At 68.5% G+C, this 13,250-nt stretch carries 15 protein-coding genes; 9 read left to right on the forward strand and 6 right to left on the reverse strand.

What is annotated here, in order from left to right; genetic code table 11:
* The first annotated feature begins 13 nt into the window (after nt 1-13).
* Both AB431_RS03710 and deoC read left to right on the forward strand, forming a co-directional pair.
* Nucleotides 14-415 carry a DUF2599 domain-containing protein gene (locus tag AB431_RS03710; RefSeq protein WP_047328804.1) on the forward strand — a complete coding sequence of 134 codons (402 nt, stop codon included), beginning with the start codon at nt 14-16 and terminating at the stop codon, nt 413-415.
* A complete protein-coding gene (gene deoC, locus AB431_RS03715) occupies nt 415-1,098 on the forward strand; it encodes a deoxyribose-phosphate aldolase (RefSeq protein ID WP_047328805.1) in 684 nt (227 codons plus the stop codon). Before AB431_RS03710 ends, deoC begins: the two co-directional genes overlap by 1 nt.
* Here the strand turns inward: deoC and AB431_RS03720 are convergent.
* Genes AB431_RS03720 through AB431_RS03740 form a run of 5 tightly spaced genes read right to left on the reverse strand, consistent with a single transcriptional unit; the run spans nt 1,095 to nt 4,677 of the window.
* On the reverse strand, nt 1,095-2,036 hold the full coding sequence (locus tag AB431_RS03720) for a DUF2993 domain-containing protein (protein WP_082135537.1): 942 nt from the start codon (nt 2,034-2,036) through the stop codon (nt 1,095-1,097). The genes deoC and AB431_RS03720 overlap by 4 nt on opposite strands.
* Nucleotides 2,033-2,854 (reverse strand): carbon-nitrogen hydrolase family protein, encoded by an 822-nt coding sequence (locus AB431_RS03725; RefSeq protein WP_047328806.1) that lies wholly within the window; start codon nt 2,852-2,854, stop codon nt 2,033-2,035. The genes AB431_RS03720 and AB431_RS03725 overlap by 4 nt, the downstream gene beginning before the upstream one ends.
* 4 nt (nt 2,855-2,858) lie before the next feature.
* Nucleotides 2,859-3,644 carry a hypothetical protein gene (locus tag AB431_RS03730; protein WP_047328807.1) on the reverse strand — a complete coding sequence of 262 codons (786 nt, stop codon included), beginning with the start codon at nt 3,642-3,644 and terminating at the stop codon, nt 2,859-2,861.
* The gene (locus AB431_RS03735; protein ID WP_052960180.1) at nt 3,637-4,149 is read right to left on the reverse strand and encodes a DUF2505 domain-containing protein; all 513 of its coding nucleotides are present in this window, start codon (nt 4,147-4,149) and stop codon (nt 3,637-3,639) included. The genes AB431_RS03730 and AB431_RS03735 overlap by 8 nt, the downstream gene beginning before the upstream one ends.
* A gap of 21 nt (nt 4,150-4,170) precedes the next feature.
* Nucleotides 4,171-4,677: a DUF2505 domain-containing protein gene (locus tag AB431_RS03740; protein WP_047328808.1), complete on the reverse strand. Its 507-nt coding sequence runs from the start codon at nt 4,675-4,677 to the stop codon at nt 4,171-4,173.
* 53 nt (nt 4,678-4,730) lie between these two features.
* Between AB431_RS03740 and AB431_RS03745 the strand changes: the two genes are divergently transcribed.
* The 3 genes from AB431_RS03745 to AB431_RS03755 all read left to right on the forward strand — a co-directional run bounded on the left by AB431_RS03745 (nt 4,731) and on the right by AB431_RS03755 (nt 8,314).
* A complete protein-coding gene (locus AB431_RS03745; protein WP_047328809.1) occupies nt 4,731-5,807 on the forward strand; it encodes a UDP-N-acetylmuramate dehydrogenase in 1,077 nt (358 codons plus the stop codon).
* Nucleotides 5,808-5,962: 155 nt separating this feature from the next.
* The gene (locus AB431_RS03750) at nt 5,963-6,919 is read left to right on the forward strand and encodes a hypothetical protein (RefSeq protein ID WP_047328810.1); all 957 of its coding nucleotides are present in this window, start codon (nt 5,963-5,965) and stop codon (nt 6,917-6,919) included.
* 75 nt (nt 6,920-6,994) lie between these two features.
* Nucleotides 6,995-8,314: an Ig-like domain-containing protein gene (locus AB431_RS03755; RefSeq protein WP_047328811.1), complete on the forward strand. Its 1,320-nt coding sequence runs from the start codon at nt 6,995-6,997 to the stop codon at nt 8,312-8,314.
* On the opposite strand, the gene AB431_RS03760 is transcribed toward AB431_RS03755, so the two are convergent.
* On the reverse strand, nt 8,298-9,047 hold the full coding sequence (locus AB431_RS03760; protein WP_047328812.1) for an SDR family NAD(P)-dependent oxidoreductase: 750 nt from the start codon (nt 9,045-9,047) through the stop codon (nt 8,298-8,300). The two genes, AB431_RS03755 and AB431_RS03760, sit on opposite strands and share 17 nt — an antisense overlap.
* A gap of 195 nt (nt 9,048-9,242) precedes the next feature.
* Between AB431_RS03760 and AB431_RS03765 the strand changes: the two genes are divergently transcribed.
* Genes AB431_RS03765 through AB431_RS03780 form a run of 4 tightly spaced genes read left to right on the forward strand, consistent with a single transcriptional unit; the run spans nt 9,243 to nt 13,173 of the window.
* Complete coding sequence (locus AB431_RS03765) at nt 9,243-10,550, forward strand: ROK family protein (protein ID WP_047328813.1); 1,308 nt, start codon at nt 9,243-9,245, stop codon at nt 10,548-10,550.
* Between the two features lie 52 nt (nt 10,551-10,602).
* Nucleotides 10,603-11,898, forward strand: coding sequence for a D-inositol-3-phosphate glycosyltransferase (gene mshA / locus AB431_RS03770; RefSeq protein WP_047333053.1), 1,296 nt, complete (start codon nt 10,603-10,605; stop codon nt 11,896-11,898).
* The gene (locus AB431_RS03775) at nt 11,895-12,401 is read left to right on the forward strand and encodes a YbjN domain-containing protein (protein ID WP_047328814.1); all 507 of its coding nucleotides are present in this window, start codon (nt 11,895-11,897) and stop codon (nt 12,399-12,401) included. Before mshA ends, AB431_RS03775 begins: the two co-directional genes overlap by 4 nt.
* Before the next feature lie 25 nt (nt 12,402-12,426).
* A complete protein-coding gene (locus AB431_RS03780) occupies nt 12,427-13,173 on the forward strand; it encodes a phosphoglyceromutase (RefSeq protein WP_047328815.1) in 747 nt (248 codons plus the stop codon).
* Nucleotides 13,174-13,250 lie beyond the last annotated feature (77 nt).

Consider the following 13,250-nt stretch of genomic DNA (forward strand, 5'->3'; position numbering starts at 1 on the left):
CGCTCGACACCGCGTGGCCGCAGTTCTCGTCGCTGTCCCGGTGGGGCTGTGCCTCGCCGCCCCGGCCGCGGCTGACCCCACTGCAGCCACGCCGTACATCGACCATGTCACGTGGGCGGACTGGGGTGATCTGAAGAGCCTCCGGGTCTACCCGACGCCGGCCGGCCGCGTGGTGGCGGCGCAGCTGCTGAAGCCGCAGAACGATATCGACGAGGCGTGGGGTGAGGTGTTGGCTTTGGCGCCCGAAGCCGACCTGCCCGGAATGCGAGACCAGTTCGTCTGCCATTTCCGCTTCGCCGAGATCGCCCAGCCCGGCAAGACCAGCTGGAATCTGGAGCCGTGGCGACCGGTCGTCGACGACCAGACCATGACGGCCACCGGCTGCAATCCCGGTGGTCTCGAGGAGCCGTTCTGATGCGTTCGCGGGCTGCAATAGCCGCGCTGGTGGACCACACGCTGCTGAAACCCGAAGCCACCGACGCCGACGTCGTCGCGCTCGTCGACGAGGCCGCCGAATTGGGCGTGCTGGCGGTCTGCGTCTCCCCGTCGATGGTGGCAACCGCTCACGCGGCCGCGAGCAGGCATCCGGAGAGCCTGGTCATCGCGAGCGTCGCCGGCTTCCCGTCCGGCAAGCATCTACCGGCCATCAAGGCCCGGGAAGCTGCGGCGGCGGTCGAAGAAGGGGCCACCGAGGTCGACATGGTCATCGACGTCGGCTCCGCGCTCGCAGGCAACTTCGCACAGGTGGCAGCCGACATCGCGACGGTGCGATCTGCAGTTCCCGGCGCAGTGTTGAAAGTCATCATCGAATCGGCCGTGCTGCTGAGCCTGGCCGACGAGGACACGTTGGTCGCGGTGTGCCGGGCCGCCGAAGAATCCGGCGCCGACTTCGTCAAGACCTCGACCGGATTTCATCCCGCGGGTGGGGCGTCGGTGGTCGCGATCGAACTGATGGCGGCGACCGTCGGCGGCCGGCTCGGTGTCAAAGCCAGCGGCGGGATCCGGACCGCCGAGCACGCGCTGGCGATGCTCGACGCCGGTGCCACCAGGCTCGGGTTATCCGGGACGCGCGCAGTGCTCGACGGGTTGTCCGGCTAGACGCCGGTGAAGCAGGGATCCTGCTTGCCGTTGGGGATCGTCGCGTTCTGAGTGACGAACTTGGCCGTGACGCCAGCGTCGGTGACCCCGACACTCTGCGCGTGGATGCCCATCGGCAGGTTCTTGGTCAGCGTGGACATGAAGGCGTCCAACGCCGGCTGCACCGTTTCCTTCGGCAGCGTGAAACCCAACCCCGTCAGGTTGACCACCTGCAGAGTGAGACCGCCGTTGGAGACCGCCGGCTTGATCGTCACGGCGCCCATCGCGCTCTGCAACTCGATGGTGCCGTCCGACGGCGACGTGGACACCCCGCTGACCAGGCTGCCCAGGAACGGGATGGCGTTCTGCACCGTCTCCTTGATGCCGTCCTTGGTCCACGAGATCGTGGCGTCCAGCGAGCCCATCGTGCCCGCCGACTCCGCGGTCTGCTGGAGCCGGATGTCATCGAGCCACAGGTCGAGCTTCATGCCCTTGGCCCCGCGGATCTGATTACCCGCCGTCTCCACGTGGATGTCGCTGTAGTGCTTCGACAGGTGCTGCAGCACGAAGGGCCGAGCGCCGAACGAGACGTCTGCCTGGTCCTGCACCACGCAGGAGACGGCCCGGGATACCACGGTGTCGGCCTCGTGGCGCACGTAGAGCTCGGTGCCCAGCAGGCCGGCGATCACCACGGCCACGACGATGATCAGCACCAGGGCGATCGAAAGCGGGTCACGCAGGAATCTGCGCTTGCCCTCGGCGGGCTCCTCACCCGGCGACGACGGCGGCGTCTGCGACGGCGGCGCCTGATGCGGGATGTGCTGGGTCGGTGCGTCGGCGGGGCCACCCGGCCGGGGGATGTACTCGGTGGGGGTGCCCTGACCCTGCGCGGGCCAAGCCGGCGTGGTCGGGTCGCCGGGGCCGACGGGATGGTTGGGGCCCTGTGGCGGATTCGTCACCTGGGCGATTCTGCCTTATCAATCTGAGCGAACTCTGAGCGGTTACGCAGCACCGCGAGCGTTTCCCGCGTCGGCGCGACCCGGTCGATGTCGATATCGGTCACCAAGAGCTGCGGATCATCACCCGCCGAAGCGACCACTTCACCGAGCGGCGAGGCGACCACACTGCCGCCGACGCCGGTCGGCGCCTTGGTCGACGTCGCCAGCTCGTCGCCCGGGTAGCCCTGGTCGACCGCGGCGACAAAAGACTGCGAGTCCAGCGCCCGAGCGCGGGCCAGCAGAGTCCACTGATCCAGTTTGCCGGGCCCTGCGCCCCATGATGCGTGGACGGTGATCAGCTGCGCCCCGCGATCCGCGAGTTCGGCGTAGAGGGCGGGGAAGCGGATGTCGTAGCACAGGGTCAGCCCGACACCGACGTCGTCGACGGTGATCACCACCGGTTCGCGGCCGGGTGCGACCGCGTCGGATTCAGCAAATCCGAACGCGTCGTACATGTGGATCTTGTGATAGTGCGCGTCGACATCCGGTCCGACCGCGAGGATCGTGTTGGTGACCCGGCCGTCGGGTGCGGGGGTGAACATCCCGGCCAGCACCGTGATGCCCGCGCTCTGCGCGATACGGCGGACGTCGTCGGCCCACGGGCCGTCGAGCGGCTCGGCCACGGCAGCCAGTGGCACACCGAAGCGGCACATCGTGCCTTCGGGGAAGGCCACCAACCGCGCACCGGCGTCGGCCGCGCGGCGGGTGTAGTCCTCGACCAGCTTCAGGTTCACGGCCGGGTCGGTGTCCGAGAGCAGCTGGGCCAGCGCAATCCGCATGTGTTCAGCCTACGTCCGGGGCGACCGTCGACCAGGGCACGGTGAGCACGGCATCGCGAACGGTGCGCCGTTGCGGCTCGACGGGGACACCGCTCGCACGCAGGTCGGCCAGCATCGCCCGCCAGCGGTCTCGCGGGCCGAACACCGAGTGCCCGGCCGCCGTTGCCCACGCACGATCCGCCTTGGCCAGCAGATTATGAATCGGCTGGCCCGGAACATTGTGGTGGATAAGGACTTTCGGCAACCGCTCAGCCAAATCCGAGGGGCGGTCGATATGCCGGGGATCGCAGGCCAGCGTCAGGCTGACCGGACCGTCACGGTCCAGCAGCACCCAACAGCAACGCCGGCCGAGCTCGTCACAGGTGCCGTCGAGGATCAGCCCACCCGAAGCCAGCTGCGCGCGCATCTGCGCCCAAGCCTGCTGCACCGCATCTTCGGGATACTGGCGCAGCACATTGAACGCTCGCACCAGTACCGGATGCAGACCCGAGAGTTCGAAACCACCGACCCGGAATTCGACACCGTCGGCGTCGGGTACCACCCGCGCGGGGTCGATCTCCAATCCGACCACACGGACGTCCGGCCGCACTGCACGCAGGCGCGTCGCCAATTCCAGTGTGGTGACCGGCAATCGGCCATAGCCGAGGTCGACGATCACCGGGGCGGTCGACGACTCCAGCGCAGCGCGGACGCGGGAAGAGTTCACCAGCCAGCGATCGGCGCGGCGCAGCCGGTTGGCATTGGTGGTGCCGCGGGTAGGAACACCGACCGGGCGTGGTGGTCTAGTGATGGCGGGCGATCCAGTCGCGGGTGAAATCCCGTTCGTTGTCGAACAATCCGCGTAGACCGTCCAGCACCCACTTCTCGATCTTGCCGCCGACCAGCGGCACGTTGACCTTGCAGAGGCTGCGCAGGCGCAATTCGCTTCCCGCGGCCGTCTGCTGCAAGACGTAGGTGCCGTCGAAGTTCATCGGCGCGGCGGGCACCAACGCCCGGTAATGCCCGTCTGCGGAGCTGGTCGCGGAGTCGAACGGATCGAAGTGCTGTTCACGGGTGATGGTGAGCCGCAACGGAACCACGGCGGCGATCATCGACGGCATGTCCCGGCGCGACACGGTGTGGGTGAACACGATGTCGGTGCCGCCCGCATGGGAGTCGAACCGGGTGAGTTCGGAATCGGTGTGCTGCTGATGTTCGGCGATCAGATCTTCCCAGTACGCACGGCTGGTGAAGCTGCGGTAGAGCTCGGCGACAGGTTTGTCGAGCGCGATGACGTAGTCCATGCGGCGGGACATGTGCCCACGGTACCTGGGGCGTCAGCCGTTCTCGGCGATCCATCGGGTGGTGAACTGTTGCTCGGCGATCAGCAGGTCGACGAGCTGGTGGCCGATGAAGTTCTCGATCTTGCCGCCGACCAGCGGGACGCGTACTTCGACGGTGGCGCGAAAAGACAAGTGCGCCCGCAGATCTGACGGCGTCAAGAGGGCGCTTCCGGACAGCGACACCGGCGCTCCGGGGATGGAGCCGCTGACGGTGGCGTCGGCCTTGCCCTCGAGGAGTCCGGTCCAGCTTTCCACCCGGCGGATCTCGAGATCACCGTGGTGGAACTGGGTGACGACGGCGGGGAGCCGGTCGACCCGCAGCACCTGGGTGGTGGCCACGTCGACGCCCCCGTCGGGCGTCACATGAATCGAGTCGAGGGAGGCGTGGTCGGCACCGGAATCGGCCAGCCGGGCCAGCCAGTAATGCTCGTCGCGTAATGCTTCATGCACTTGTTCGACGCTGCCTTCGTACTCGGTGGCCATGTCGAATGAGCGAGGCATAGCTGGTGAGGCTACCGTTACGGGCCGTGGCAGCAGGGGACCGGCGCGGCGGGGTGCAGCGAAGCGACCCAGGGATGGCGTATGGCGGCGCGACGGTCGCCGAGAACGTGCCGCTGGCGCCGCTGACCACCCTGCGGGTCGGTCCGGTCGCGCGACGCCTCGTCACCTGCACCACCACCGGGCAGGTCGTCGACACGCTGCGCACCGTCGACGGTGACGCCGGCGGCCCGGTTCTGGTCCTGGCCGGCGGCTCCAACGTGGTGCTCGCCGACGACCTCGCCGACCTGACCGTCGTTCTGCTGGCCAATCGGGCCATCAGCGTGGAGGGGCGACTGCTGAGGGCCGAAGCCGGCGCGGTGTGGGACGACGTCGTCGGTGCGGCTGTGGCGGCCGGATTGGGCGGCCTGGAGTGTCTGTCCGGTATTCCCGGGTCGGCCGGAGCGACGCCGGTGCAGAACGTCGGCGCCTACGGCGTGGAAGTGTCCGACTATCTCACCCGGGTTCGGCTGTTGGACCGCCGTAGCTCACAGGTGCGCTGGGTCCCCGCCGGCGAGCTCGGGCTCGGATACCGGCACAGCGACCTGAAGAACTCCTCGGACGCGGTGGTGCTGGAGGTGGAATTCGCCCTCGAGGCCGACGGCCGCTCGGCGCCACTGCGATATGCGGAGCTGACGGACAGGCTCGGTGTGGCTGCGGGGGAGCGCGCGGCGCCCGCCGAGGTGCGTGACGCCGTGCTGGCGCTGCGCGCCCGCAAGGGCATGGTGCTCGACGCCGACGACCACGACACCTGGAGCGTCGGGTCGTTCTTCACCAATCCCGTGGTCGCAGTCGACCGGTTCGATGAACTGCAACGCGGCTGGGACGGTCCGGTGCCGCATTACCCGGCCGACGACGGGGTCAAGCTGGCGGCTGGCTGGTTGGTCGAGAACGCCGGCTTCGGCAAGGGCTACCCGGACCGTGACGATGCGCGGTGCCGGCTGTCGACCAAGCATGCGCTGGCCTTGACCAACCGCGGCAGCGCAACCACCGCCGACGTGTTGGCCCTGGCACGTGCCGTTCGCGACGGTGTGCGCGACGCGTTCGGCATCACGTTGAGGCCCGAACCGGTGCTCGTCGGCTGTTCGCTGTAAAACCGCATATCGTCGATGAACGGCGTAGTCATGGACGCCTCGGCGACACGAATCGGCGAATATCGGCAAAATTAACCCGCGCGACGAAAAATGGGGAGAATGGTCGGTGGCAGCCCGCTCACGGGTTTGCTTAGACCATCTACGGGGGATGTGAAATGACCACTGACATCAATCAAACCGTCAAGCGCGCGCGCGGCCGCACGCTCGGAGTCAAGACTTGGCTGGGCGCGGGCGCTGTGACCCTGGGCGTGGGTGCCGCCCTTGCGGGGGCGACGGCCGTCGCTGCGGCCGACACCGGCGGTCATTCGGCCCCGAATTCGGCGTCGAGCCCGTCGACCAAATCCGATACCGGGCCCAAGCGCACGGTGGCCGGATCGGCTCGGACCGTCGCCAAGGTGACGACGGCCCCGGCCGGCGCGGCGGTCGCGAAGCCGTCGGCCAGTGCCAAGCCGGCCACCGGAGGCAGGACGGCAACCGCCAACGCGAGCCTTCCGCCGATCAACCAGACCATCAACACCCCGTTCGGACCGATCTCGCTGGTGGCAAACGTGACGGCCCCGACGCCGCCCGACCCGGGCGCCGTCACGGTGGACGTCAACGCGAGTACGCCTATCGGCGGTGCCCAGTTCGGGCTGGCCGGGAACTCGACGTTTGACGCGCCCACCCTCACGTACACGACGGCGTTGACCAGCGGGACGCTCCAGGTGCCCTCGGTGGTCGCATTCGCCGCAAGCACCGCCGGCGCGTTCCTCGGCGCCGGGCTCACCGCCTACAACAGCCTGAACACCTTCGTCTCGGCTGTGAGCAGTGGCAACATCGGGGGCGCGATCTTCGCCTGGGCCGAGGCCGCGCCGAAGTTCGCCAACGCTCTGTTGTTCGGCAGCCAGACGCTCGACCTGCCGCTGCCGACCGGCGGAACGGGACCCGCCATCGTGGCGCACATCCCCGTCGGTGGGTTGTTCTCGCCGGCCCAGTCGCTGTCGGTGAGCTGGGACGAGTACAGCACCACCCAATCCGGCATCACGGTCAAGCTGGCGGCCGGCAACATCGCGTTCGCGGGCACGAAGTTCGGCGGGGCGGCACCGGCCTTCTTCGCCATCTTCGGCCTCTGACACCGACGGGGTGGGGCGAAGCCCACACTCCGTCGATTGGCAGCCGGACGGCTGGGTTCCGTATCTTGGATTGACGTGAGCCCAGCCGACCGACCGCCGATCAACCGGCGACGCGCTTTGACAGCGCTGGTCGTCGGCGTTGCCGCGCCCAGCGCGCTGGCGGCCTGCGTAAACGGCGCCGGCAAACAGGCCGCGAAGCAGGAAGCTCCGCCGAAGGCGACGCTGAACTTCACTCCGGCCAAGGACGCCAAGGATGTGCTGCCCACGACCCCGGTGAGCCTCGAGGTCAAGGACGGCTGGCTGCAACACGTCGCGCTGACCAACGCCGATGGCAAGCCCGTTGCCGGCACGCTCAACCGGGACCGCACCACCTTCACCGCCACCGAACCGTTGGGCTACGGCGCGTCCTACAGCTGGACCGGTTCAGCGGTCGGGCGCGACGGGCAGGCACTGCCGATCGCCGCGGCGTTCACCACGATCAACCCCACCAAACAGGTCAACGGGCAGTTCCAGCTCTCTGACGGGCAGACCGTCGGCGTGGCTGTGCCGATCATCCTGCAGTTCGACGCCGCGATCGACGACGAGCACAAAGCCGACGTCGAGAAGGCACTGAACGTCACCACGACGCCGCCGACCGAGGGCAGCTGGGCCTGGCTGCCCGACGAGGTGGGCGGCTCTCGGGTGCACTGGCGCACCAAGGAGTACTACCAGCCCGGCACCAAGGTCCACGTCGACGCCAAGCTCTACGGCGTCAAGTTCGGCGACGACTCCTTCGGCGCCTCGGACTCGACGCTGGACTTCGAGATCGGCCGTCGCCAGGTGGTCAAGGCCGACGCCACCTCGCACCGCATCCAGGTGATCACCGACGAGGGCGTCACCATGGACTTCCCCTGCAGCTACGGCGAAGCCGACAAGCCCCGCAACGTCACCCGCAGCGGCATCCACGTCGTCAGCGAGAAGTACGCCGACTTCTACATGACCAACCAGGCCGCCGGATACAGCAATGTCCATGAGCGCTGGGCGGTTCGGATCTCGAACAACGGCGAGTTCATCCACGCCAACCCGGCCAGCTCCGGGGCTCAGGGCAACACCAACGTCACCAACGGCTGCATCAATCTGTCCACCGGCGACGCCGAGCAGTATTTCGGAACGGCCATGTACGGCGACCCTGTCGAGGTGACCGGTACGTCGATCCAGCTGTCTTACGCCGACGGTGACATCTGGGACTGGGCGGTGGACTGGAACGAGTGGAAGTCGATGTCTGCGTTGTCGGATCAAAAGCCCGAGACCAGCATTCCGAGCAGCGCGCCGGCCACCCCGACCGATGCCCCGACCCTGTCGGGTACGCCCACGACGACGCCGACGACGTCGCGCTCGGCTACGACCGGCGGTTGAACCGGCTGGCGCTGGCCTGATCGCGGGGCCGGAGCACGATCTGGTCGAGGTTGACGTGCGACGGGCGTGATGCGACGAAGCCGATCACCTCGGCGACGTCGGCGGCCACCAGCGGCGTGATCCCCGAGTAGACGGCGTCGGCGCGCTGCTCGTCGCCGGCGAAGCGCACCAGGGCGAACTCCGTCTCCACCGCACCGGGCGCAATCTCGGTGAGCCGCACCGGTTTTCCGAGTAACTCACCGCGCAGCGTTCGATGCAGCGCACCCTGGGCATGCTTGGCCGAGGTATATCCGCCGCCGTTGTCATACACCTCCAGTGCGGCGATCGAGGTGACGGTGACGATCAGTCCGTCGCCGGATTCGACGAGCTTGGGCAGCAGCGCCCTGGTCACGCGCAACGTCCCGAGCACGTTGGTCTCCCACATCCAGCGCCAGTGGTCGAGGTTGGCCTCGGCGATCGGTTCCAGTCCTTTGGCGCCGCCGGCGTTGTTGACCAGCACATCGACCCGGGGCAAACCGGCCGCCAGGGCGGCGACGGCGTCGTCGTCTGTGACGTCGGCCACAATGGCGGTACCACTGATCTCGTCGGCCAACCGCTGGATGCGATCAGCCCGGCGCGCTACTGCGACAACGTGAAAGCCAAGGGCGGCAAGGGTTTTGGCGGTCGCCTCGCCGATACCGGAGCTGGCGCCGGTGACTACCGCTACGCGGGAATGGGCGTCTGGAAACGTCATCGGACCAACTCTAGTAACTGTGCTAAATTCCTCTCGTGATCCGAATCGGTCTGACCAGCTGTCTGGTCGCGCACACCGCGTGTTGTTGTCACGCGATTCGCTGCGCCTGACAGACCCGGACACTCTTCTTCTCTCGTCCCGCTCACGTCGCCAGGTGTGGCACAAGCCCCCACCCCGACTCGAGAAGGACACCCAATGCGTACCGTCGCACTTTCCTCCCACGATCCGCTCCGTACTTCCGCCCGTGACGCGGCCCGCGTCGGAGCCCGCCCGCATCCGCTGCGAACCCGGCACCACATCGTGGCTCCTTCGCTGCGGATCCCCGATGCCGCCGCCGCATCGGTCTTCGCGGCGGTGCGCCAGCGCGGCGCCATCGGCCGCGATGTGATCGCCCAGGTCACCAACCTGTCGATCGCCACGGTGAACCGCCAGGTCACCTCCCTGCTGGAGGCTGGAATCCTGCGTGAGCGCGCCGATCTGGCGGTTTCGGGCGCCATCGGCCGCCCGCGGGTGCCGGTCGAGGTCAATCACGAACCGTTCCTGACCCTCGGTATCCACATCGGTGCGCGCACCACGAACATCGTCGCCACCGACCTGCTCGGCCGCACCCTCGACGCGGTCGAGACGCCGACGCCGCGGGGCGGACAGGCTGCCGCGCTGGCCTCACTGGCCGGCAGCGCCCGTCGCTACCTGAGCCGCTGGCATCGACGGCGCCCGCTGTGGATCGGCGTCGCGATCGGTGGTGTGGTGGACAGCGTCACCGGACATGTCGACCACAGCAGGCTGAGCTGGACGCAGGCCCCGGTGGGACCCGTGCTCGCCGAAGCGCTGGGCCTGCCGGTGTCGGTGGCATCCCACGTGGATGCGATGGCCGGTGCCGAGGTTCTGCTCGGGCTGCGTCGCCCGCCTGCCCCGGCGTCGAGCAGCCTGTATGTCTACGCCCGTGAGACCGTCGGCTTCGCCCTGGTGATCGGTGGACGGGTGCACAGCCCGATCAGCGGCCCGGGCACGATCGCCGCGCTGCCGGTGTCTTCCGAATTGCTCGGCGGCAGTGGGCAACTGGAGTCGACGGTCAGTGACGAGGCGGTGCTGGCCGCCGCTCGCAAACGCGGCATCGTGCCGGTCTCCGGGCCCGCCGCCTCGATGGCCACGCTGCTGCGGGCCGCCCGCCAGGGCGATACGCCTGCCGGTGTCGGGGCGCAGGAACTGCTGGCCGAGCGAGCCCGTGTTCTCGGCGGCGCGGTGGCGCTGCTGCGCGACATGCTCAACCCCGACGACCTGGTCGTCGGCGGCCAGGCGTTCACCGAGTACCCCGAGGGCATGCAGTTGGTCGAGGCCGCGTTCGCCGAGCGGTCGGTGCTGCCGGCCCGCGATATCAGGGTGACGGCGTTCGGCAACCGAGTGCAGGAGGCCGGCGCCGGCATCGTCTCGCTGGGTGGTCTGTATGCCGACCCGATCGGCGCACTGAGACGGGCCCAGAATCGCCGCGAAGCCGCGGTGTAAAGATGGAGGCGTGCGGCACGCCCGGGAACTGACCGACAGTTCGACCGATGGGATGCCGCGTCGCGTCGCGGTGTTGTCCGTGCACACCTCCCCGTTGGCGCAGCCCGGGACCGGGGACGCCGGCGGGATGAACGTCTACGTGCTCCAGACCGCGCTGCAGATGGCGCGGCGCGGGGTCGAGGTGGAGATCTTCACCCGGGCGACGTCGTCGTCGGATCAGCCGGTGGTTCGGGTGGCACCCGGGGTGCTGGTGCGCAACGTCGTGGCAGGTCCTTTCGAAGGGCTCGACAAGTACGACCTGCCGACCCAGTTGTGTGCGTTCACCGCCGGGGTATTGCGGGCCGAGGCCAACCACGAGCCCGGCTACTACGACATCGTGCATTCCCACTACTGGCTCTCCGGGCAGGTCGGCTGGCTGGCTCGCGACCGCTGGGCAGTGCCGCTGGTGCACACCGCCCACACGCTGGCCGCGGTGAAGAACGCGGCGTTGGCCGACGGCGACGCACCGGAACCGCCGCTGCGCTCGGTGGGGGAGCAGCAGGTGGTCGACGAGGCCGACCGCCTGGTTGTCAACACAGAAGACGAAGCGCACCAACTCATTTCGCTGCACAACGCCGACCCGCGACGCATCGACGTGGTATACCCGGGCGTCGACCTGGAAACGTTCACCCCAGGGAACCGGCACGCCGCACGCGCGGCACTCGGCCTCCCTGACGGCGAGCGCGTAGTCGCCTTCGTCGGGCGCATCCAGCCCCTGAAGGCACCCGATGTGCTGTTGCGTGCGGCCGCGCGGCTGCCCGGTGTGCGGGTGCTGGTCGCCGGCGGCCCGTCCGGCAGTGGACTGGCCGCACCCGACGCGCTCGTGGGTCTCGTTGCCGAACTGGGTATGGCAGACCGGGTGACTTTTCTTCCCCCGCAGTCGCGCGAGCAACTGGTCAACGTCTACCGCGCCGCGGACCTGGTCGCCGTGCCCAGCTATTCGGAGTCGTTCGGCCTGGTCGCCGTGGAGGCGCAGGCTTGCGGGACTCCGGTGGTGGCCGCGGCGGTGGGTGGTCTGCCGGTGGCGGTGGCCGACGGCGTCAGCGGCGCCCTGGTCGCCGGCCACGAGCCCGGCCAGTGGGCCGATGCGATCGACGGTCTGCTGGCCCGCGACCCCGGGGAACTCAGCGCCGCCGCCGAGGCGCACGCCCAGCGATTTTCCTGGGCACACACCGTCGACGGCCTGCTGGCCAGTTACTCCCGGGCGATCACCGACTACGCCAGCGTCCGGCGGCGGCACGCGGCCGGCGACGCGCTGGCCCGGCGCAACGGCCGGCGCTGGACGATGCGGCGGGGCGTGCGGCTATGACCGGCAACGTCCAACAGATCATCGAGAAGACGCTCGACGAGCACGGGCTGGTCTACAGCCGCCACGAAGGCGCGCATGGCGGCTTGCCCGGGCTGATCGTCGAGCTGCCCGGGGAGCGCAAGCTCAAGACCAACACCCTGCTCAGCATCGGCGAGCATTCGGTGCGCGTCGAGGCGTTCGTCTGCCGCCAGCCCGATGAAAACCACGAGGGTGTGTACCGCTTCCTGCTCAAGCGCAATCGCCGGCTCTACGGGGTGGCCTACACGCTGGACAACGTCGGCGACATCTACCTGATCGGGCGGATGGCGTTGGACTCGGTGAACCCCGACGAGCTCGACCGGGTGCTCGGGCAGGTGCTCGAGGCCGTCGACACCGACTTCAACACCCTGCTGGAACTCGGTTTCAAGTCGTCCATCCAGAAGGAGTGGGCGTGGCGGGTGTCGCGCGGTGAATCGCTGAAGAACCTCGCCGCGTTCGAGCATCTGATCGACGACGACGACTGATCGGTGCCGTGAGAAGATTTCCGGCATGGCTGACTCCACACTGATTCTGCTGCGGCACGGCGAGAGCGAATGGAACGCGCTCAACCTCTTCACCGGCTGGGTGGACGTCGACCTGACCGACAAGGGCCGCGCCGAGGCGGTGCGCGGCGGCAAGCTGATGGCCGAACAGGGCCTGCTGCCCGATGTGCTGTACACCTCGCTGCTGCGTCGCGCGATCACGACCGCGCACCTGGCGCTGGATGCCGCGGACCGGCTGTGGATCCCCGTGACGCGCAACTGGCGACTCAACGAGCGGCACTACGGCGCGCTGCAGGGTCTGGACAAAGCCGAGACCAAGGAGAAGTACGGCGAGGAGCAGTTCATGCTGTGGCGGCGCAGCTACGACACGCCGCCGCCGCCGATCGAGCGGGGCAGCACCTACAGCCAGGATGCCGACCCGCGGTACGCCGACATCGACGGCGGCCCGCTGACCGAATGCCTGGCCGACGTCGTGGCCCGCTTCGTCCCGTACTTCACCGAAACCATCGTTCCGGACCTGCAGGCCGGCAAGACGGTGTTGATGGTCGCGCACGGCAACTCGCTGCGGGCATTGGTGAAATACCTGGACAACATGTCCGACGCCGACGTCGTGGGCCTCAACATCCCGACCGGCATTCCCCTGCGCTACGACCTGGACGCCGATCTGAAGCCGCGGGTGCCCGGCGGTACCTACCTGGATCCCGAGGCCGCCGCCGCCGGCGCTGCCGCGGTGGCCAGCCAGGGCGCCAAATAAGCGGGTCAATTGCCGTGAATTCGGCAAACGCAGGGTAAACGGCGGCGGAATACATGCGCGCTCAGAGTGTGACGTGT

It is taken from the genome of Mycobacterium sp. EPa45 (assembly GCF_001021385.1).
Classification (GTDB): Bacteria; Actinomycetota; Actinomycetes; order Mycobacteriales; family Mycobacteriaceae; genus Mycobacterium.